General features: G+C 71.5%; 20 protein-coding genes. 12 read left to right on the forward strand and 8 right to left on the reverse strand.

Translation table 11 applies throughout. The annotated features are described in order from the left end of the window. From NS184_RS13270 to NS184_RS13315, 10 genes are all read left to right on the forward strand, one after another. A partial coding sequence (locus NS184_RS13270; RefSeq protein WP_345969014.1) for a sugar ABC transporter substrate-binding protein occupies positions 1-1214 on the forward strand: 1214 nt, incomplete at its 5' end. After that, entirely contained in the window at positions 1211-2845 is a 1635-nt protein-coding gene (locus NS184_RS13275) for a sugar ABC transporter ATP-binding protein (protein WP_083513692.1), read from the forward strand. The genes NS184_RS13270 and NS184_RS13275, both read left to right, overlap by 4 nt. Next, positions 2845-3882 (forward strand): ABC transporter permease, encoded by a 1038-nt coding sequence (locus NS184_RS13280; RefSeq protein ID WP_058726589.1) that lies wholly within the window; start codon positions 2845-2847, stop codon positions 3880-3882. The genes NS184_RS13275 and NS184_RS13280 overlap by 1 nt, the downstream gene beginning before the upstream one ends. A gap of 31 nt (positions 3883-3913) precedes the next feature. Then, positions 3914-5014: a pyrimidine utilization protein A gene (gene rutA / locus NS184_RS13285; RefSeq protein WP_058726590.1), complete on the forward strand. Its 1101-nt coding sequence runs from the start codon at positions 3914-3916 to the stop codon at positions 5012-5014. Next, positions 5011-5934: a carbon-nitrogen hydrolase family protein gene (locus tag NS184_RS13290; RefSeq protein ID WP_083513693.1), complete on the forward strand. Its 924-nt coding sequence runs from the start codon at positions 5011-5013 to the stop codon at positions 5932-5934. The genes rutA and NS184_RS13290 overlap by 4 nt, the downstream gene beginning before the upstream one ends. After that, entirely contained in the window at positions 5931-7610 is a 1680-nt protein-coding gene (locus tag NS184_RS13295) for an amidase (protein WP_083513694.1), read from the forward strand. Before NS184_RS13290 ends, NS184_RS13295 begins: the two co-directional genes overlap by 4 nt. 43 nt (positions 7611-7653) lie before the next feature. Beyond that, complete coding sequence (locus NS184_RS13300) at positions 7654-9111, forward strand: MFS transporter (protein ID WP_058726591.1); 1458 nt, start codon at positions 7654-7656, stop codon at positions 9109-9111. A gap of 94 nt (positions 9112-9205) precedes the next feature. After that, complete coding sequence (locus NS184_RS13305) at positions 9206-9829, forward strand: isochorismatase family protein (RefSeq protein WP_058726592.1); 624 nt, start codon at positions 9206-9208, stop codon at positions 9827-9829. Further along, a complete protein-coding gene (locus tag NS184_RS13310) occupies positions 9826-10458 on the forward strand; it encodes a TetR/AcrR family transcriptional regulator (protein WP_058726593.1) in 633 nt (210 codons plus the stop codon). Before NS184_RS13305 ends, NS184_RS13310 begins: the two co-directional genes overlap by 4 nt. Then, the gene (locus NS184_RS13315) at positions 10455-11288 is read left to right on the forward strand and encodes a GntR family transcriptional regulator (protein WP_058726594.1); all 834 of its coding nucleotides are present in this window, start codon (positions 10455-10457) and stop codon (positions 11286-11288) included. Before NS184_RS13310 ends, NS184_RS13315 begins: the two co-directional genes overlap by 4 nt. Before the next feature lie 121 nt (positions 11289-11409). On the opposite strand, the gene NS184_RS13320 is transcribed toward NS184_RS13315, so the two are convergent. From NS184_RS13320 to NS184_RS13335, 4 genes are all read right to left on the reverse strand, one after another. After that, complete coding sequence (locus NS184_RS13320) at positions 11410-11982, reverse strand: hypothetical protein (protein WP_058726595.1); 573 nt, start codon at positions 11980-11982, stop codon at positions 11410-11412. 403 nt (positions 11983-12385) lie between these two features. Continuing rightward, positions 12386-12613, reverse strand: coding sequence for a helix-turn-helix domain-containing protein (locus NS184_RS13325; RefSeq protein WP_058726596.1), 228 nt, complete (start codon positions 12611-12613; stop codon positions 12386-12388). Beyond that, positions 12613-13224 (reverse strand): hypothetical protein, encoded by a 612-nt coding sequence (locus NS184_RS18390; RefSeq protein WP_058726597.1) that lies wholly within the window; start codon positions 13222-13224, stop codon positions 12613-12615. The genes NS184_RS13325 and NS184_RS18390 overlap by 1 nt, the downstream gene beginning before the upstream one ends. 73 nt (positions 13225-13297) lie before the next feature. Then, positions 13298-14347 carry a YeiH family protein gene (locus tag NS184_RS13335; protein ID WP_058726630.1) on the reverse strand — a complete coding sequence of 350 codons (1050 nt, stop codon included), beginning with the start codon at positions 14345-14347 and terminating at the stop codon, positions 13298-13300. 261 nt (positions 14348-14608) lie between these two features. Here NS184_RS13335 and NS184_RS13340 point away from each other — a divergent pair, with 261 nt between their 5' ends. Next, positions 14609-14938 (forward strand): hypothetical protein, encoded by a 330-nt coding sequence (locus NS184_RS13340; RefSeq protein ID WP_058726598.1) that lies wholly within the window; start codon positions 14609-14611, stop codon positions 14936-14938. Positions 14939-15045: 107 nt separating this feature from the next. Here the strand turns inward: NS184_RS13340 and NS184_RS13345 are convergent, their stop codons facing one another. Both NS184_RS13345 and NS184_RS13350 read right to left on the reverse strand, forming a co-directional pair. Further along, complete coding sequence (locus NS184_RS13345; protein WP_058726599.1) at positions 15046-15876, reverse strand: ABC transporter permease; 831 nt, start codon at positions 15874-15876, stop codon at positions 15046-15048. Continuing rightward, complete coding sequence (locus tag NS184_RS13350) at positions 15873-16793, reverse strand: ABC transporter ATP-binding protein (RefSeq protein WP_058726600.1); 921 nt, start codon at positions 16791-16793, stop codon at positions 15873-15875. The genes NS184_RS13345 and NS184_RS13350 overlap by 4 nt, the downstream gene beginning before the upstream one ends. Positions 16794-17115: 322 nt before the next feature. Between NS184_RS13350 and NS184_RS13355 the strand changes: the two genes are divergently transcribed. Further along, the gene (locus NS184_RS13355) at positions 17116-17577 is read left to right on the forward strand and encodes a DUF4383 domain-containing protein (RefSeq protein ID WP_058726631.1); all 462 of its coding nucleotides are present in this window, start codon (positions 17116-17118) and stop codon (positions 17575-17577) included. A gap of 399 nt (positions 17578-17976) precedes the next feature. Here NS184_RS13355 and NS184_RS13365 read toward each other — a convergent pair whose 3' ends face one another. Both NS184_RS13365 and NS184_RS13370 read right to left on the reverse strand, forming a co-directional pair. Then, entirely contained in the window at positions 17977-18420 is a 444-nt protein-coding gene (locus NS184_RS13365; protein WP_058726602.1) for a hypothetical protein, read from the reverse strand. Between the two features lie 354 nt (positions 18421-18774). Next, positions 18775-20523 carry an APC family permease gene (locus NS184_RS13370; RefSeq protein ID WP_058726632.1) on the reverse strand — a complete coding sequence of 583 codons (1749 nt, stop codon included), beginning with the start codon at positions 20521-20523 and terminating at the stop codon, positions 18775-18777. Positions 20524-20660 lie beyond the last annotated feature (137 nt).

A 20660-nucleotide genomic window follows, 5' to 3' on the forward strand; every position in this document is an offset into this window, starting at 1 on the left:
TCCCCGCACCACGTCCTGGAGGTCACCGACCGATGTCGTCCCCCGCACCGACCCGAACGCGCTCCGCCCGCCCCGCGATCCTCGCCGCCGCCCTCAGCGGCGTGCTCCTCCTCTCCGCCTGCTCCGCCACGTCCACCGCCTCCAGCGGGTCCGCGGACGACTCGGCCGGCGTCACCCACGCGACCGCCCAGATCAAGGCCGCGAGCGTCGACCCCGAGTTCACCTTCGAGGGCAAGCCCTTCGACCTGTCGGGGATCGCGGGCAAGACCATCTTCAACATCCCGAACTCCTCCGCCGTCCCCTTCATCGTCTCCGTCGACGAGGCCGGCGAGAAGCTCGCCGAGCAGTACGGGGCGAAGTGGGTCGAGTACACGAACCAGGGCACGCCGACCGAGCAGTCGGCCGGGATCGACCAGGCGATCAGCCGGAAGGCCGACATCATCGTCCTCGCGCAGGGCGTCAACGGTGAGCTCATCGTCCCGGCGCTGAAGCGTGCGAAGGCGGCGGGCATCCCGGTGCTGATCAGCCACACGTACCAGACGGGCGAATCGCTCCCGTCGCAGCTCCAGCCGCTCGTCGCCGCACAGGTCACCGCTCCGTTCCACGAGGCCGCGAAGCTCAACGCCGACTGGGCCATCAAGGAGACGAAGGGCAAGGGCGACGTCCTCATCATCACGTCGTCCGAGGTCCCACCGTCCGACGGGATCGTGAAGGCGATGCAGGAGGAGTTCGACCAGCACTGCTCCGGCTGCAAGGTCAAGGTGACGAACGTCCCGGTCGCCGACTGGGCCACGAAGATCTCGTCGACCGTGCAGTCCGCGATCCAGTCGGACCCGAACCTCGACTACGTCCTGCCGATCTACGACTCGATGGCGCTCTTCGTCGAGGCCGGGGTCACGGCGGCGGGCAAGACCGGTCAGGTGCACACGTCCTCGTACAACGGGACGCCCGCGGTCATGAAGATCCTGCAGCAGGGGAACGTCATGACGATGGACATCGGCGAGAACATGGAGTGGCTGGCCTACGCCACCATCGACCAGGCCGGCCGCGTGCTCACCGACACCCCGATCATCGAGGACGGCAACGAGGAGACACCCCTCAAGGTCTTCACGAAGGAGAACGTCGACGAGGCCGGCACGCCGCCGGCCCCGAGCAAGGGCTACGGCGACGCCTACAAGACCGGGTACGAGAAGATCTGGGGCGCGGCGAAGTGACCGACACCCGGGAGGCACGGCTCGGCCCCGCAGCATCCGCTGCGGTCGCCGGGGCCGGAGCGGACAGCGCACCGGTGCTCCGCATCAGCGGACTCACCAAGCGGTTCGGCGGGCTCACCGCGCTCGACGACGTCGAGCTGGAGGTCCGGCCGGGCCAGGTCCACGCCCTGCTCGGCGAGAACGGCTCCGGCAAGTCGACCCTGATCAAGATCCTGTCCGGCACCTACGCGCCGGACCCAGGAGCGACGATCGAGGTCCGTGGCGCCCGACTGCCGCTCCCGGTGCCTCCCGGGTACTTCCGTCGCGTCGGCATCAGCTTCGTCCACCAGGACCTCGCCCTCGTGCCGTCGCTCGGGGTCACCGAGAACCTGCGGCTGGCGACCGTCGTCGCCGGACACGGGCCGTTCGTCCGGTGGCGCTCGGAGCACCGTTCCGCAGCCGAGCTGTTCGCCCGGTACGGCGTGAACATCGACCCCCGCGCCCGGATCGAGCAGCTCACCGACACGCAGAAGGCGCTCGTGGCGATCCTCCGGGCCGTCGCCGAGCTCGGGGACGAACGGGCACTCATCGTGCTCGACGAACCGACCGTCTTCCTGCCGAAGGAGGACGCGGACCTGCTCTTCCGCGTCGTGAAGGACCTCGTGTCCGACGGCCGCACCTCGGCGTTGCTCGTGTCGCACGACATGGCCGAGGTCCTCGAGCACGCCGACCGCGTGACGGTCCTCCGCGCCGGACGGGTCCAGGCGCACCGCGACACCGCGGACACGACCGCGGACGAGCTCGTCTCGCTCATCGTGGGCCGCGGCCTCGAGGCCCCGGTCGCCCGACGGCACCGTCCGGCCACCACGGGCGACGCCGTCGTCCGGGTGCGGGACCTCCGTGTCGGCGTCGTCGACGGGCTGTCGTTCGACGTCGCCGACGGCGAGGTCGTCGGCGTCACCGGGCTCGCCGGCTCCGGCGTCGAGGACGTCCTGCCCGGCCTGTACGGCGCGCGGTCCGCGACCGGGTCGCTCGTCGTGCACGACGTCGACACCGACCTCGCCCGCGCGACCCCGGCGGCGTCGATCGGCCGCGGCGTCGTCTACGTCCCGGCCGACCGCAAGCGGGAGGGCGGGGCACTGACCCTGTCCGTCGAGCAGAACGTGACGCTGCCCGTCCTCGGGAAGCTCCGCGGACTCCTCGGCCTCTCCCCCGCCCGCGAGCGGTCGCACGTCGAGGGCCTCGTCCGCGACTGGGACGTCCGCCCCGCCGACCCCGCCGCGCTCTTCGGCACCCTGTCCGGCGGCAACCAGCAGAAGGCCGTCCTCGCCAAGTGGATGCAGGACGACCCACGGCTCGTGCTGCTGCAGGAGCCGACGCAGGGCATCGACGTCGGCGCCCGCGCCGCCATCTTCGCCATGCTCCGGAAGACCGCCGAGCAGGGCGTCCCGATCGTCTGCGCCTCGACCGACTACGACCAGCTCGCCCAGATGTGCGACCGGGTCGTCGTCCTCGCCCACGGCCGCGTCCACGACGTGCTCACCGGCGACCGCATCGACCGTGACGTGATCGCCGCGGCGGTCGTCGCCAGCCTGGTCGACCCGCCGACCCCCACCCCCGTCGACTCCTCCCGACTCAAGGAGAACGCCTGATGTCCACCACCGCCGACAAGGTCCTCGAGACCTCCGTCATCCGTGCAGCACGCCCGCGCTTCTCGTGGGGGCACACCGAGCGGTACGCGCTGCTCGGTGCCTGGCTCGTCATCGTCATCGCGTTCAGCGTGGCGCTCCCCGACACCTACCCGACGCTCGGCAACCTGCAGAACATCCTCGGGTCACAGTCGGTGCTGCTCATCCTCGCGCTGGGCTTCCTGTTCCCCCTGACCGCCGGCGAGTTCGACCTGTCCGGCGCGTCCACCATGTCGCTCTCGGCGATGACCATCGCCGTCCTCAACGCCAAGATGGACGTCCCGCTCCTGCCGGCGATCGCCGTCGGGCTCGTGATCGGCGTCGTCGTCGGCCTCGTCAACGGCCTGCTGACGGTCGCGTTCCGGATCGACTCGTTCATCGTCACCCTCGGCACGTCGACGTTCATGATCGGGATCGTCCAGTGGATGAGCGCGTCGTCGTCGGTCACCGGCGTCGACGCCGCGCTCGTGAACGCCACGGTCGGCTGGCGCGGGCTCGCGGGGCTGCCGCTCGCGTTCGTGTACGGCCTCATCGCGACGATCGTCGTGCTCGTCGTCCTGAGCGCGACGCCCGTCGGACGCCGCCTGCTCTTCGTCGGGACCGGCCGCGCCGTCGCCGAACTCTCGGGCCTGAACGTCCGCCGCCTCCGGGTCGGCGCGTTCGTCGGCGCGGGCTTCACCGCCGCGGTCGCCGGGGTCGTCTACGCCGGCACCCTCGGCGGCGCGGACCCGTCGAGCGGGCAGTCGTTCCTGCTCCCCGCGTTCGCCGCCTGCTACCTCGGTGCGACGGCGATCATCCCCGGCCGGTTCAACGCGATCGGCACGTTCATCGCCGTGTACTTCCTGTTCTCCGGCGTCGTCGGCCTGCAGATGCTCGGCGCCGACAACTTCGTGCAGCAGCTCTTCTACGGCGGCGCACTCATCGTGGCCGTCGCCGTGTCGCAGACGATCCGCCGTCACGCCGTCGCGAGCGCCGCCAAGGCCGCCGCGAAGCAGTCCTGACCCTCCACCACACACAGAAAGCGAGTCCCCCATGGACATCGGAGTCTTCATCCCGATCGGCAGCAACGGCTGGCTCATCTCGACCACCTCGCCGCAGTACAAGCCGTCGTTCGACCTCAACCTCGAGATCGTTCAGAAGGCGGAGGCGTACGGCTTCGACTTCGCCCTGTCGATGATCAAGCTGCGCGGCTTCGGCGGGCCGAGCGGGTTCTGGGACGAGAACCTCGAGTCGTTCACCCTGATGGCCGGTCTCGCTGCTCGCACCGAGCGGATCCGGCTCTTCGCGACCACGGCGGTGCTGACCATCCCGCCAGCGATCGCCGCGCGCATGGCCGCGACCGTCGACTCGATCTCGCACGGCCGCTTCGGGCTGAACCTCGTCGCCGGGTGGCAGAAGGCGGAGTACGACCAGATGGGCCTGTGGCCGGGCGACGAGGTGCACTTCAAGCGCCGCTACGCCTACCAGACCGAGTACATGCAGGTCATGAAGGAGCTGTGGGAGACCGGCCGGAGCGACTTCCGGGGCGAGTACTTCCAGATGGACGACTGCCGGATGCTGCCGAAGCCGACCGCGCACATCCCGATCGTCTCGGCCGGGCAGTCGTCCCAGGGCATGGCGTTCGCCGCCGAGTACTCGGACTACAACTTCTCGATGGGTGTCGGCGTGAACACCCCGACCGCTTACGCCGAGCAGAACAAGGCGCTCCTCGAGGCCCGCGAGAAGACCGGCCGTGACGTCGGCTCCTACGTCCTCTTCATGGTGATCGCCGCCGAGACCGACGAGGCGGCGCAGGAGAAGTGGCAGCGGTACAGCGACGGCGTGGACGTCGAGGCCATCGCGTGGATGACCGGCCAGGCCCTCACCGACACCAACGGCGAGGACGGCAACACCGCCAAGCGCATCTCGCTGCCCGAGGGCGCCGTGAACATGAACATGGGCACGCTCGTCGGGTCCTACGAGCACGTCGCCGCGATGCTCGACGAGGCCGCCGACGTCGAGGGGACGAAGGGCATCATGCTCGTGTTCGACGACTTCCTGCAGGGCATGGACGAGTTCGGCACCCGCATCCAGCCCCTCATGCGCACCCGCGAGGGCGTGGCCTCGGTCGCACCGAGCGCGGTCACCGCGTGACCGCCGCAGCGAGCGGCCCGGTCATCGAGGTCGCGGTCGTCCAGTCGGGCGAGACCCCCGCGGACGCCGACGCCGCGCTCGACGAGCTCATCGCGCGCTTCGAGGAGGCAGCGGAGGGCGCCGACCTCGTCGTGTTCCCCGAGCTCGCGACCACCCCGTACTTCTGCGGTGTGGTGAACGACAGCCGGAAGTCCTGGGCGCAGCCCGTCCCCGGTCCGGCCACTGCGCGCTTCGCGGATGCCGCCCGTCGACTCGGCACCGCGGTCGCCTTCGGGCTGTACGAGGACGCCGGTGACGCGCAGTACAACAGCGCCGTCCTCATCGACGCCGACGGGACCGTGGTGCAGGGCACCGACGTGCACGGTGACCGGGTGCCGACGTACCGCAAGACCTCGATCCCGAAGGACGACCTCTCCGACGTCGACGAGAAGCACTACTTCTCCCCCGGTTCCGGGCCGGTCGTGTTCGACGCCCTCGGAACCCGCTTCGGCATGCTCATCTGCTACGACCGGAGCTTCCCGGAGTACTGGCTCGCAGCGCGCGCGGCCGGGGCGGAGGTGATGCTCGTGTTCGTGTCCTCGATGGGCTTCCGCGAGACGCTGTTCACGCAGGAGCTCCAGGTGCGGGCGATGGAGACGCAGACGTGGGTCGTCGCGCCGAACCGCGGCGGGCAGGAGACGCTCGACGGCAAGACCGTCAGCTACTTCGGCCGCTCCTCGGTCGTGACCCCGCGGGGTGCGCTCGTCGTCTCGGCCCCCGCCCACGAGGCCGGCCCGGTCGTCCGCGCCGCGGTCGACGTCGCCGAGGTCGCTGCCGCTCGGCGGGACTTCCCGCTCGGCCGCGACCGACAGCCGGGCGTCTTCCGCTACCTCGCCGACGCGCACGAGGGCTCCGCGCACTCGCGGGCGGTGCCGGTGTGACCGGGGTGACCGCGGCGACGGACGTGTTCACGGTGGTGCGTGGCACGATCGCCCCGGAGCTCGAGCGGGCGCTGGCGGCGAGTCGGGCAGACCCCCTGCCCGCCGCGCCGAACGCCCTCGCCGCGGAGCCCGGGCACAGCCAGGCGCTGTTCACCCGACTCCTCGGCGAGGCACCGAGCCGACCAGCGGCCAGCCGGACGGCGCAGCGCGCTCGTGCAGCCGACACCGCCCGCGCAGCCGACACGGCCCGCGCCGCTGCCGACCCGGCGGGCGCCTCGGTCACCGAGCTCCTCGCGGCCTTCGCCGAGCGATCCACGACCCCCGCCGCCGTCCTCGACGTCCTCGCACCGCTCTGGACGTCCGACGCCGTGTGGTCCGACGCGGTCCTCCGACTCGTCGACGGTGCCCGAGCGGCGGCGGCCGAGTCCACCCGGCGATGGGCGGACGGCTCGGCACGGCCGCTCGAGGGCGTCCCGTTCGCGGTGAAGGACATCATCGACGTCGCGGGCACCGTGGTCACGAGCGGCTCGCTGCAGACCGGCGACCGGATCGCACCGACCGACGCCACCGTGGTCGCGCGACTCCGCGCTGCCGGAGCGATCCCCGTGTTCATGGCCGCCACCACCGAGTTCGCCTGCGGCGGGCCGCACAACGCCCGCTACGGCGCGGTCCGGAACCCCTGGGACGCCGACCGGTGGACGGGCGGGTCGTCCACGGGCTCCGGGTCGGCGCTGGCCGCGCGCATCGTGCCGCTCGCCCTCGGGACCGACACCGGCGGCTCGATCCGCGTCCCGTCGGCGCTGTGCGGCACGACCGGCATCAAGCCCACGTACGGTCTCGTCCCGCGCACCGGCGTCACGAGCCTGTCCTGGACCCTCGACCACGTCGGCCCGATGGCACGGACGGCCGAGGACCTCGCGCTCGTGCTCGACGTCATCGCCGGGGCCGACGCGGAGGACCCGACGGCGCACCCGACCGTGCCCGACCTCACGGCCGATCCCGACCGTGTCGTCGGGATGCGCATCGGCGTCCCCAGGACCTGGTTCACCGAGCGCGTCGACGCCGCGGTCCTCCGGTCGCACGCGGTCGCGATCGACGCCTTCCGCGGGCTCGGCGCGGAGATCGTCCCGATCGAGTTCGACGACCTCGAGGCCGTCGACTCCGAGTGCTGGACCGTGTTCTACGGCGAGCTCGCCGCGAACCAGGAGGCGAACGCGCCGACCGCCGAGCTGTTCGACGACGGCACCCGCGCACGTTTCGACGTCTCCTTCACCCCCACTGCCGCGGACTACCTCCGTGCGCTCCGGCGACGCCCACTCGTCCAGGCGGCGATGGTCGCCCGGATGGACGAGGCCGGGGTCGACGTCGTGCTGACCCCCGGCATCGGTGCGACGGCCCCGCGGCTCGACGACCTGACGATGTCGGTCGACGGTGAGCGGTTCAACCTGCACGAGGTGGTCCCGCGCAACACCCGCCTGTTCGACTACGTCGGGTTCCCCGCGCTGATGATGCCCGCGGGGGTCGCTCCGGACGGGCTGCCCGTCGGCGTGCAGCTCGTCGGGCGCCCCTGGGCGGACGGCACCGTGCTCTCCGCAGCGGTCGCGTTCCAACGGAGTACCGACCACCACCTCCGGGTGCCACCGGCGTCCGCCTCGGGAGGGCCGTACCATCCGTAGCCGCCCCACCGACGAGGGCGCCGCCCGCCGCCGCGCCTGGCAGGTGCTCTGCGCCTCGAGCCTGAGCGTCGTCCTCGTCTTCATCTCCTCGAGCGCCCTGCTCGTCGCGCTCCCCGACGTCAGCGCCGACCTCGACGCGAGCGCACTCCAGTCCAGCTGGGTCCTGCTCAGCTACATGCTCACCACGACGACCCTCATCCTGGTGTTCGGCCGGATCGCGGACCTGGTCGGCCGTCGACGGCTGTACCTCGCGGGCATCCTCGTCTTCCTCGCCGCCTCCCTCGCGTGTGGGTTCGCGCCCGACGCGGCGGTCCTGATCGGTGCCCGGCTCGTCCAGGGCGTCGGCGCCGCCGCGATCGTCACGAACACGACGGCGCTGCTGACGGACGTCTTCCCCGAACCGATCCTGTCGCTCGGCCTCGGGGTCAACGCGACGGTCGCCGCCGTCGGCCAGGTCGTCGGCCCGATCGTCGGCGGGCTCGTCGCCGAGTCGCTCGGGTGGCGCTGGATCTTCCTCGTCGGTGTGCCCGTCTCGCTCGCCGGGCTGCTGTGGTCCGTCCGACTGATCCCCGGGACCACCCGTCCGCGGACCGGGGAGCGGTTCGACCTGCCCGGCGCGCTGCTGTCGATCGCGACCGTCGGGCTGCTCGTCGGCGCCGTGTCGATCGGCGGCTCGTCGGGATGGGGCAGCCCCGGCACCATCGCGACCGCGGCGAGCGCCGTCCTGGTCGGGTGGCTGTTCGTCCGGACGCAACGCCGGGTCGCGCACCCCCTCGTCGACCCGGCGATCTTCCGCGACCGTGCGACCATCACGTTGTTCTCGGCAGCCGGGCTCTGCGCGCTCTCCAGCTACGCGCTCGTGCTCCTCGCCTCCCTGACGTTCCAGGCGGTCTCCGGCAACGACGCGGTCGAGGCCGCCCTCTGGGTGCTGCCGACCCCGATCGGTACGACCGTCGCCGCGGCGAGCGCCGGGGTCCTCGCGCGACGGGTACCCGCGCGGACGCTCTCGACCATCGGCATGCTGCTCATCGCGGTCGGGGCAGCCGTGCTCGCGGCCTCGCTCGCGGACGACGACGCCTACGTGCTGACCGCGGTCGGGCTGGGTGCGGTCGGCGTCGGGACCGGCGTGTTCATGACCCCGAGCACGTCGGCCCTGATGGTCCGGGTGCCGGTGCACCGCCGCGGCATCGCGAACGCGATCCGGTCGGCGCTCCAGAACGCCGGGTTCCTGTTCTCCACCGCGCTCGGGCTCGCGATCGCGACGAGCGGGCTGTCCGCCGCGCAGCAGTCGGCCGCCTACGACGGCAGCCTGCTCGCCCTCTCGCCCAGCGACGTGCGGGCGTTCGTCGACGGCGTCCGGGCCGCGGCCCTCACCTTCGCCGGCTGCGCCGTCCTCGGCGCGCTCATCGTCGCGTTCGGACCCTTCGGACCGCCCGACCGGGAGGCACCGGTACGGCCCGACACGTCCGGTCCCGTCCCCGAGGCGGGTGCGTCGGGATGACCGCGACCACGCACCGGGCAGACGGCCGACACGACGGAGCCGACCCGGGCCTCCAGGCCGACACGACCAGACCACACGACGGGAGCAGGACCGCATGACCGACGACCACGAGGACTACGCGGCGGCCGGGTACACCGGTGCGCTGGAACCCGGACGGCGGGCGGCGCTCGTCGTCGTCGACCCGGTGACCGCCTACGTCGACCCGACCTGCGGGCTGTACGCCGGCGTCGAGGAGCCGGTCGAGCGGATGCGCGAGCTCACGACGGCGGCGCGCGAAGCAGGGGTGCACGTCGCCGTGACGACGATGGCGCTGTCGGCCGACGGCTCGAACGCCGGAGTGTTCTTCCGCAAGGTGCCCGCGCTCACGGCGTACCTGCCGGGCGCGCCGACCGGGGCGTTCATCGCGGGCCTCGCACCGGAGCCGGGCGACACGCTCGTGCCGAAGCAGTACCCGAGCGCGTTCTTCGGGACCTCGCTCGCGGCGGACCTCGTCGCACGCGGTATCGACACGCTCTTCATCGCAGGCCTCTCCACGAGCGGGTGCGTCCGGGCCACCGCCACCGACGCGATGCAGCACGGGTTCGTCCCGATCGTCGTGCGCGAGGCCGTCGGCGACCGGCTGCCGAGCGTGCACGAGGCGAACCTGTTCGACATCGCCGCGAAGATCGGCGAGGTGTGGCCGATGGGCCGCGTGCTCGAGCACTGGAGTGCCGCGTGACCGCCGTCATGCCGACCCGGACCACGGTCCGCGGTCGTCCGCGGGACAGCGGCGTCGACGAAGCCGTGCACGCGGCCTGCACCGCCATCCTCGCGACCGGCGGCCCCGGAGCGGTGACGGTCAGGGCGATCGCGGACGCCGCGGGGGTCGGGGCGGCGACGATCTACCGCCGCTGGTCGAGCAAGGACCTCCTGCTCACCGACACCGTGATCCGGCTGATGGAGGAGTCGATCCCGACCGTCCTCGACGTGCCGATCGACGAGGGGGTCCTGGGACTCACGCGGGGCTGGGTGCACGCCCTCGTCGCGACGCCGGTCGGCCGCGCGCTGCCGATCATCGTCGAGCTCGCCGCGCACGAACCGCGGGTCGCCGAGGCCGTCGCTGCGTGGCACCTCGACCGTCGCGTGCGGGTGAACGCGATGCTCCAGCGGGCGATGGACGCCGGTGAGCTGCGGCCCGACGTCGACCTCGGGATCGCGGTCGACCTGCTCGGCGGGCCCACGTTCTACCGGCGGGTGTTCGTCTCGCTCGACATCCAGGACCCGGACTACGCGGTCCGGCTCGCGCGGGAGTTCCTGCGGTGGGCCGGCTGGACGGGTGACACCGCGACCGTGGGGGTGGCCTCGTGACCGACACCGTGCCCTCGCTCGAACACGACGATTCCGTGACGCGCCGACCGACCCCGCCGTGGACGGACATGGGCGTCGGGGACGTCCGGCCCGGTCACTGGATCGGGTTCAACCGCCGGTCCGACGCCGCGCGGCAGGTCTCGGACCTCATCCGCGCCGACATCGTCGCCGGACGCTTCGTCGGCCCGCTCCCCTACGAGTGGGAACTGCTCGACCTCTACGGGACCACCCGCAACGTCCTCCGTGCGGCACTCACCCTGCTCAAGGAGCAGCGGCTCATCACGCGCGCCCCGCGATCGGGCACGTTCGGTGTGCGGCCGGTCGCCTCGGTGAACCTCGCGCGCACCACCGACGAGGTGACGATCTACGGCGAGACCGCCGGCGGGAGCATCTTCGACTCGCCACGTCTGAGCATCGTGCACCTCTGCGTGCAGCTCGTGCCGGCGCCGGAGACCGTGCGGCGCAACCTCGAGATGGCCGGGGACGCGGCGTACTTCGTCGAGAGCCTCATCTCGTTCGACGGGGAGCCGAGCCGGGTCCGGACGAGCTGGGTGCCGCAGGAGCGGTTCCCCGACCTCGTGTCCGAGCCGCTCGCCGAGTACGTGCCCGACGTGCTCGTCCGGCGCAGCGGGGAACGTCCGGTCGCACGCCGGCTCCTGCTCAGCACGGTGAACGCCGACCAGTGGACCGCCGACCTGCTCGACATCGACCCCGGTCAGGCGATCTTCCACATCGAGCGGCTCATGTGCCGCGCCGACGGCGCACCGGTGGAGTACGGGTTCTCGCGGTACCGGGGCGACCGGGCGGTGATCGACTCCCGGATCGTGTGAGCGGTCTCGACCGCCGGGTGCCCGGCGGGTCGACGCCACGGCGCGGCCGGACGGGAGGCTCGCACCGCGTGAGCAGGTCTGCCCACGCGGTCCGGACCTCCCGTCCGGCGTCCGCGCCCGGTCAGCGGAAGGCGACCAGCGGCCCGCGGTCGACCGCGTGCGGGGTGAGCCGGACGAGTCGGTACTGCGTGTCACCGCGGTACGCGAGGACGACGGTGTGCGCGCCCCAGGTGTACGGGTAGGCACTCGTCCGCGGCGTCGCGGTCGCTGCTGAGAGGACCGCGGACCGGGCGGTTCCGTGCCCGGTCGACTCGTACAGGGCGACCTCGTCCGGGGTGCTCCCGGTGGCGCCGGCGCACGTCGTGTCGACGAGGTAGCCCGTGTGCCCGTCTCCGCGCAGGTCGCCCGTGGCGGTGACGAGCGACGCGAAGTCGCCGCCGCAGAGCTCGAGGCCGGGGTGGCTCGCGCGGTCCACGGCACGGGTCAGACCCCGAACCGAGTCGGTCGACCGGTAGCGGTCCTGGCGACCAGGTGCCGGTGGCTGGGCACTCCGCGCGGCGAGGACGTGCTCGGCGGCGGTGCGGACAGTGGTGTCGTGGGTGGGTGCCGCCTCGGCGGAGGCCGACGTGACGGCCCCGCCGAGGACGGCCACCGCGGCCGCCGACGCGAGGAGCGCTGTGCTGGAGAGCTTCATGGTGGTCTTCCCTTCCGTCCGCGCCAGGCGTTCGCTCGCGTCGGACAGGTGGGACGGTAGGGACCCTGCGTCGCAGGTCTGTGGCGGCAGCGGCGCCGACCAGCGCTCGAGGACGCTCGACCGGCGTCGTTGCCCGCCCGGGTCGTCACCGGATCGTCACAGAGCCGACGGCGCGGGATCGGCGTTCGCTCCGCTCGCGGCAGTACGTTCGGCCTCGGTCGACCGCCGTCCTCCGTGATCGACGAGCGGCCGCTACCCGAGGGAGGGCTCCGTCCAGTGCAGATCCGGTTCACGATGACCGACGACTCGCGGCTGTGGGACTCGCTCGTCGCAGCGAGCCCCGGCGGAACGAGCTTCCACGATCGGTCGTGGCTTCACCTGATGACGGAAGTGCGTGTCGACGTCACGGTCCACGGACGGAGAACAGGTCGCCCGGCTGGCACCCGAGCGCCTCGCACAGGGCCGTCAGCGTCGAGAACCGGATCGCGCGGGCACGGTTGTTCTTGAGTACGGAGAGGTTCACCACCGTCACGCCCACCCGGTCCGCGAGTTCCGTGAGGGTCATGCCCCGTGCGGCGAGCATCTCGTCGAGGTGGCACACGACTGCGTGCCCGTCGTCCTCCGGCGGCATCAGACCAGACCGGCCTGGTCGCGCACCATCCGCTGCGATGCGGTGAGGGCGAACCGGAAGCACGTCACGACGAGGACCCCGAGGTACACCGGCACGAACTGCGGTTCCACGAGCGGCTCCGGGAGGCGGCCGTCCCACCCGAGGGAGGACACGATCCAGTTCCACCCCATGCGCCGGACGAAGTCGGGGAGGAGACCGGCGACGACCGTGGCCAGGACGACCCCGTCGAGGAGCCGCGGCGTCGACCGATCGAAGAGTCCGCCGCGGGCAACACGCCACACGACCACCCCGACGAGTGCGATGAGGGCTGCGACGGCGACGACCTCGACGGCGTCGCCGACCCGGACGTAGGCGAGGGCCGCGCCGGGGACGTCGGCACTGCGGACCTGCATCGAGAACGCGTCCGCACGGACGCCCACCCCACCGGGCGGCTGCAGGACGTCGGACGTCGACGCGGTCCGGAGCGGCACCGTGATCGTCCCCACGCGGAGCGAGTACAGGAGATCGGCGACGTAGGTCCAGCCGATCCAGACGACGCCGATCGCGCACGCGAAGACGTAGGGGAGCCAGGACCGGCTGCCGCGCGGCGGGTCGTACACGGGTGCGGTCATGGTCGGTTCCCCTCGTCACCATCGATTGTCGATAACAACGATAAACGATGGGTCAGGATGCAGCAAGGGTGCGTCAGAGCATCCCGAACGCCGCCTGCACGCCGAGGCTCGTCCCCGCCACGAGCGCCCACAGCACGATGCCGAGCAGCATCGGTCGGAACCCCGCCCGGCGGAGCGCACCGAAGTCCGTCGACACGCCGATCGCGGCGAGCGCCACGGTGATGAGGAACGTTGCCACGGTCGCGAAGCCCGGAGCCGTGGCTGCGGGCAGCACCCCGACGGTCCGGAGCAGCACCACCACGAGGAACCCGATCAGGAACCACGGGACCAACCGGAACACGCGGACGCCCCCGGCGCGACCGGTGTCCTCGCCGACCGCAACCTGCGCGCGGGCGGTGCGCCGCGCCTCCAGGCCGGCCAGTCCGACCACGATCGGGATGATCATGAGCGTCCGGACGAGCTTGACGACGACCGCGGTGTCGGTCGCCTGGCGACCGTAGACCGTCGCGGTCGCGACGACCGACGAGGTGTCGTTGACGGCGGTTCCCGCGAAGACGCCGAAGGCGTGCTGCGACAGGCCCAGCGCGTGCCCGAGCAGCGGGAAGAGGAACACGGCGGCGATGTTGCAGAGGAAGATCGTCGACATCGCGTACGCGACGTCCGCTCCGACCGCACCGATGACCGGGGTCACCGCGGCGATCGCGGAGGCGCCGCAGATGCCGGTGCCGACGCCGATCAGGGTCCGGAGCGTCGACGACACCCGGAGCGCGCGACCGATCAGCCATGCACCGACCAGGCACACGACGAGCGTGGTGAGCATCACCGGCAGCGTCTCGGCGCCGATGCGCAGGACCGCCCCGATCGAGAGCTGTGCACCGAGCAGGACCACAGCGGCCTGCAGGACGCGGCTCGATGCGAACTTGACCCCGGGGGCCAGGGGGCCGAGCGCCCCGTCGGTCCGACGGCGGACGAGCCAGCCGACGAGGGTGCCGAGCACGACCGCCGGCACCGGTCCGCCGACGACGGGCACCAGGGCGCCGACGACGGTCGCGACGATGCCGACGGCGAGGGCGACGGCGATGCCAGGCAGGGCGGGCCGGACCGTGGAGAGGGGCGCTGACACCGTCCCAGCATGGCCCTGCGCGCGCGGACTCGCCAAGAGCGTGTCGTCGCGGCACCGCACCGGCGGGTTGCGGCGGAGGTGGCGGGGGTCCCGCACGAGACTCGGGCTCGGCGACGTCCCCACCATGGTCCGCACCGCGCGGAACCGCACGGATCGCGCCCGGGTCGTGACGTCCTGTGCGTCCTCGACGTATCCTTGGTCTCCGGAAGCAACGGCGGTTCCGCGTCCCCACCCTGATCCCTCCAGCACGAAGAGCTTCCCGTGTCCGAACACCGCATCGAGTACGTCGCCCGCGACCGCACGGGCATCACCGCCGTCGTCACGACCACGAGCGTCATCGACGTCGACACCGTGATCCGCAACATCAGCGCCGGTCACTCCGGGTACTACGTCGCCCGCAACTGGAAGCGCACACCGGTCCGGAGCCTCACGTCGTTCGGCGGGGCGTACCTCTTCGCGAACTGGGACGGCTCGAAGCGGAACATGCTGCACGACCTGGCGTTCCCGAACCAGACGCGCGCGGTGCCGCTCACGGTCCGGCGCCCGTCGCGGTTCCGCGAAGCCGTGGCAGCCCTGCTCGGCCGTCGCTGACGCCCGTCGCTCGCCTCGCCCCGCCCTCGGGAACACGACGGGAGGCCCGGGTCACGTGAGCTGACCTGCTCGCGCGTCCCGGGCCTCCCGTCGGTCCGTCGGCGTCGTCAGACGTCGCGCGTCCGTGCCGCGGCGAGCGCGATGGCGCCGATGACGACGACCTCGCCCGCGAGGACCCCGAAGCCACCCCAGCCGTCCAGGTGCAGGCCGTCACCCTGCGGCGGACCCGAGTCGAACGTGTACAGCTGCGCTCCCGCCGAGGACGGCAGGAACTCCGACAGGTCGGCAATCCACTGCTGGTTCGTCAGCCCGGCGAACACACTGACGATGATCGGCAGGACGAGCAGGATGCCGAGCGTGATCGCGATGCCGCCAGCGCTGGACTTCACGAGCAGCCCGATGCCGAACGCCAGGAGCGCGACGAGGGTCACGTAGACCGACGACCCGAGGATCGGCATGAACACCGCGGGGTCGGCGAGGTCCGGCCGGATGTCCCGACCTGCCTGCAGCGCAGCGGAGATCGCGACGCCGATCCACGTGGACACGGCGCTGACCACGAAGGTCGTCAGCGCGAGCACGAACGCCTTGGCGAGCACGGCGCCGGTGCGTCCGGGGTCCGCGGTGAAGGTCGACCGGATCTGCCCGGTGCCGTACTCCCCCGTGATGATCAGGACGCCGAGCACGCCGACGACGAGCGCGGTGAGCGACACGCTGGCGGTCCCGATCGTCACGATGAGCTGGTTCGCCGCCGTCGCGGGTGCTCCTCGCGGGACGCCGGTGTCGACGACCCCGAGGAGGTACGCCATCGCGAGCGTCAGCACGACGACGATGGCGTAGCACCAGACGGTCGACCGGACACTGCGCAGCTTGATCCACTCGCTCCGGATCAGCCGCGGGAAGGAGAGGCTCGTGGAGCGGGGCATGGTGACGGCGCTCATCGGACGCCCTCCGATCGGTACTCGACGTCGTCGCGGGTGAGCGCCATGTACGCCTCCTCGAGGCTGGCGCCCATCGGGGTGAGCTCGTGGATCGGTGCGCCGACCTGTGCGGCGACGTCACCGATGCGCTGCGCGTCGGGGCCGACGACCACGAAGGCGCCGTCCTCACGCGGGGTGATGGCGGACGCCGCAGAGCCGATCGCGCCGAACAGCTGGTCGGGGGCGGGCGTGCGGACGAGCACCCGGCTGCCGCCGCCGTCCTGACCGCCGGCGACGAACTCGGCGATCGGGGCATCGGCGAGCACCCGGCCGCGACCGAGCACGACGACGCGGTCGGCGGTCTGCGCCATCTCGCTCATGAGGTGGCTGGACAGGAACACGGTGCGACCGTCGGCGGCCATGCGGCGGGCGAGCTGTCGGACCCAGAGGACGCCATCGGGGTCGAGGCCGTTGACCGGCTCGTCGAGGATGAGGGTCTTCGGGTCGCCGAGCAGGGCCGCCGCGATGCCGAGGCGCTGCCCCATGCCGAGGGAGAACCCGCCGACGCGCTTCTTCGCGACCGCGTCGAGGCCGGTCATCTCGATGACCTCGTGCACCCGGGCCTTCGGGATGCCGTGCGTCGCCGCGAGTGCGAGCAGGTGGTTGTACGCGCTGCGCCCGGAGTGCACCGCCTTGGCCTCGAGCAGCGCCCCGACCTGCCGGAGCGGGTCGGAGAAGCTCCGGTAGGGCGCGCCGTTGACGATCGCCCTCCCCGAGGTGGGGCGGTCGAGCCCCATGATCATGCGCATCGTCGTGGACTTGCCCGCGCCGTTCGGCCCGAGGAAGCCGGTGACGCTCCCGGGTCGGACGACGAACGAGACGTCGTTCACGGCGATCTTCTGGCCGTAGTGCTTGGTGAGGTGCTCGACTTCGATCACGCAGCCAACGCTAGGGGGACGTCCAGGCGGCGCGCGTCCCCCGCGCGACGGAGATGCGGCCGTCCCGGTACGCCCCCAGAAGGAGGGACGGGAGTCCACGGAGCGCAATGCGTCGAACCGGATCCACAGGCAACGTGCAGGCTGGACCGGCACAGCGCCCCGGATCGTGGCGGAACAGCATCCGGAACTCCGGAAGACCTCACGGGTCGCTCCAAACCACCGGATCGCCCGCTCCGAAGACACTGTGCGACTGGGACAGTTCCGTGGCGATCTCCGCCCCGGGCCCATCGAGTTCGAGCCCACCGTTCGGAAGGACCGCACCATGACCGCACACACCTCCCCCGCCCGCACCGGCTTCGCCGCCACGCTGACCCAGAAGGTCGCGCTGCTCTTCGGCGTCGTGTTCCTCCTCGTCGGCATCGCCGGCTTCATCCCCGGCCTGACGATGGACATGGGCTCGATGTCGATGGCCGGCCACGGCTCGATGGCGCTGCTCGTCGGCGTCTTCCAGGTGTCCGTCCTGCACAACATCGTGCACCTGCTCTTCGGCGTCGTCGGTGTCATCGCCGCGCGCTCGCACGTCGGCTCGCGCAACTACCTCGTCATCGGCGGCATCGTCTACTTCGTCGTCTTCATCTACGGCCTGTTCACGGCAGGCATGGCGACCGGCGCGAACTTCGTGCCGCTGAACAGCGCGGACAACGTCCTGCACCTCATCCTCGCGGTCGCGATGGTCGTCCTCGGCCTCGTCGTCCCGCGCATCGGCGCGCGCACCGCGCGCTGACGTCGTCGGGCGGGCCGGGTGACCGGCCCGCCCTGCGGTCACCGGGGATCAGGGGTGACCACACGACGGCCTGGAGGCCCGGTACCAGCTGGTACCGGGCCTCCGGTGCGTCAGACGGTCGCGTCGGCCGCAGGGCGGACGCGCATCAGCCATCGCGGTCCTCGGAGCGACACGAACGTGTCCGGTGCCTCGTGACCAGCGAAGCGAAGAGCAGCGCGACCACCCCCAGCGTGATGATCGAGAGCGCCGCTGTGACCAGCCCGGCCGTTCGAGGACTGTCACGCGGCTCGAGGAAGCACGCGACACCGACCATGACCAGTCCGATGAGGGCGCAGACCCCGCTCAGAGCGAGGAGCCCGAGCCGGAGCCAGCGAGTCCTGTCCGGACTCGTTCGGTCGTTCACTGGCCGTTGCACCAGACGACCGGCCCGGGCGGGATGTTGTGGATGGCGACCCCTCGGCCCTTCGCGGAACACGAGGTCAACACTCCGCCCGCGATCGCGAGCCCGCCAGCGAGCGCATCCGCGGCAGCGGCTCCGAGGCCAGTGGCCGCGGTGACGATGCCGACGAGCGTTGCCCCGCCGGCTCCGGCGCCGATCGCTCCGAGCAGCCGCGTCGTGTTGCAGGAGTTGAGGTAGATGTTCAGCTGGATTCCCGTGTAATCCCATCGATTCCGGCCGGAGCACGCGCGAGCCACATCGGCAGAGAGCTGGACTTTCTTCACCAAGGCCTCGTCCACCGTCGCGTTTTCCACCCGGCCGCCCGCAATCACCCAGCCCGTGGCGAAATCATCGATGTCGGACGCGTCGGCCCCAGCGGCACGCGCAGCCGCCCCGTCGAACAACCGAGCGGCAGTGGAAACCCCTGCCTCGAGTCCATGACGAGCCGGTGTCGGCCCGGCAGAGGATGCCGACGCCGGAGCGGCTGGCAGCATGGCCGCCCCAAACGCGCAGACAGCGACCAGACCGAGGGTCGATCGATTCACGGAACGAGTGAGTGACGTCATCGTCTCCCCATCATGTAAGGTACAGAATTCTGAAACACTAGCACTCCGGAACGGAGTGAGCGACCAGTCAGGCGCTCTCGGTTCCGTGACCACACGACGGCCTGAGGCCCGGTACCAGCTGGTACCGGGCCTCCGGTGCGTCAGGTGGTCGCGTGGGGCCGCGGGGCGGACGGACGCGCCAGCGCTCGGACCTCAGCCGTCGCGACGGTCGTCGCGGCGTGAGCGCGTCCTCCGGAAGCGCTTGCCCGTCTCCTCGTCGACCGCGATGCTGCCGGTCGGCAGGTTCGACATGTCCGGCGCGATGACGGTCGGCTCACGGCCGGAGTCCGGCAGACCCATCGTCGGGAGGCCCTCGGGGGTGTCGAGCACGAGCACGGGGGTCCGCGCCGTGAGCGTCCGTCCCGCGAAGAAGTCGGGGGACCGCACCCACCAGACGACCATGAGCACGACGCCGATCAGGATCGCCCCGATCCCGACGACCGCGACGGCGCCGATGCCGAGGATGGTGACGTCGTGTCCCGCGTCGTCCTGCAGCCAGTCCGGCTGGGCGAACTGCACGAGTCCGTAGACGAACGTCACCGCGAGCGTGACGCCACCGGCCAGCGGCACGAGTCCGCGCATGACCGCATTCCGGACGCTCGAGAGCAGCGAACGGCGGTACACCCAGACGCACGCGAAGCCCGTGAGGCCGTAGTAGAAGGCGATCATCAGGCCGACCGAGCCGATGAGGGCGGTGAGCAGGTTCGTCGAGATGACGGTGAAGAGCACGTAGAACCCGATCGATGCGAGCCCCATCCCGATCGTCGACCACGTGGGCGTGAGGAACCGCTTGTGGATCCGGGCGAACTGGGTCGGCAGCGCCTTGTACGCCGCCATCGAGAGCGCGGTGCGGGCCGTCGGCAGGATCGTCGTCTGCGTGGACGCCGACGCGGATGTCAGGATCGAGAACGCCAGCAGCGCCATCGCCGCATGGCCGATGAAGGAGTCGCCGAAGAGCGTCGGGCCGATCGCGGAGAACACGTCGTCGGCGTTCGTCTGTGAGCCGAGACCGATGCCCTTCGTGCCGACACCGGCGAACGCGATCGCGGCGATGGACACCAGCGCGTAGATGACGAGCAGCAGCACGGTGCTGATGACGGCTGCGCGACCCGGGGTCTTCTCGGGGTCCTTCGTCTCCTCGTTGAGGGACACCGCGGTGTCCCACCCCCAGTAGATGAAGATCGCGGTGAGCATGGCGGGGGCGATGACCGATCCGAAGTCCATGCCGCTCGGCCAGAGCCAGCTGAGCGACGGGGTGATCGACCCGTCGACGCCGTGGCCGGTGCCGACCCGGATCAGGGCGACGCTGGCGAACATGACGAGGACCAGCACCTCGACACCGAGGAGCACGTACTGGAGCCGAGCAGAGACCTCGACGCCGACGTAGCAGATGAACGTCATCACGGCGATCCAGAGCACGCCTGCCACCGTCGACCAGAGGGTGCTGCTCCCGAGCGCGCTGATCGCGGGGTCGTTCGTCATGACACCGACGAAGGTGTACCCGTAGGAGCCGGCGATCTGCGCGAGGTTCGCCATGACGATGATGTCCGCGGCGATGATGCCCCAGCCGCCGAGCCACCCCGTGACGGCGCCGAAGGCCCGGGTCGCCCACGTGAAGGTCGTGCCGCAGTCCGGGTCCTCCTTGTTGAGCTCCTGGTAGGCGACCGCGATCATCCACATCGGGATGAACGCGAGCAGCATGATCGCCGGAGCCTTGACCCCGGCGAGCAGTGCTCCGCCGCTCGCGACCACCAGGCCGAGGCTCGCGGCGAGGCTGTACGCCGGCGCAGTGGACGAGATGCCCATCACGACGCTGCCGAACAGGCCGAGCGCGCCTGTCCGCAGACCCTTGTCGACCGCCGCCGTGTCGGTGGCCGCAGTCACCACTCCGCCGTCCCGCATGACCAGCCACCTCTCGGATGCCGTGCGACGGATTCCGTCGCGGATGTTCCACTGCACCGTGGATCCGAGCACCGAAACTAGCGCTTCGCGACGAGATCCGCACTACCCTGTGACGATCGTGATCCGCTACGGAGAGG

Origin of the sequence: Curtobacterium luteum (assembly GCF_001475545.1) — a bacterium.
GTDB classification, from domain to species: domain Bacteria; phylum Actinomycetota; class Actinomycetes; order Actinomycetales; family Microbacteriaceae; genus Curtobacterium; species Curtobacterium luteum_A.

What these genes read in the sequence shown, in the direction of transcription:
- NS184_RS13305 (WP_058726592.1), top strand. Translation starts at nt 9,206, where the DNA reads ATGACCGACGACCACGAGGACTACGCGGCGGCCGGGTACACCGGTGCG.
- NS184_RS13280 (WP_058726589.1), top strand. Translation starts at nt 2,845, where the DNA reads ATGTCCACCACCGCCGACAAGGTCCTCGAGACCTCCGTCATCCGTGCA.
- NS184_RS18390 (WP_058726597.1), bottom strand. Translation starts at nt 13,224, where the DNA reads ATGACCGCACCCGTGTACGACCCGCCGCGCGGCAGCCGGTCCTGGCTC.
- rutA (WP_058726590.1), top strand. Translation starts at nt 3,914, where the DNA reads ATGGACATCGGAGTCTTCATCCCGATCGGCAGCAACGGCTGGCTCATC.
- NS184_RS13325 (WP_058726596.1), bottom strand. Translation starts at nt 12,613, where the DNA reads ATGCCGCCGGAGGACGACGGGCACGCAGTCGTGTGCCACCTCGACGAG.
- NS184_RS13370 (WP_058726632.1), bottom strand. Translation starts at nt 20,523, where the DNA reads ATGCGGGACGGCGGAGTGGTGACTGCGGCCACCGACACGGCGGCGGTC.
- NS184_RS13345 (WP_058726599.1), bottom strand. Translation starts at nt 15,876, where the DNA reads ATGAGCGCCGTCACCATGCCCCGCTCCACGAGCCTCTCCTTCCCGCGG.
- NS184_RS13355 (WP_058726631.1), top strand. Translation starts at nt 17,116, where the DNA reads ATGACCGCACACACCTCCCCCGCCCGCACCGGCTTCGCCGCCACGCTG.
- NS184_RS13320 (WP_058726595.1), bottom strand. Translation starts at nt 11,982, where the DNA reads ATGAAGCTCTCCAGCACAGCGCTCCTCGCGTCGGCGGCCGCGGTGGCC.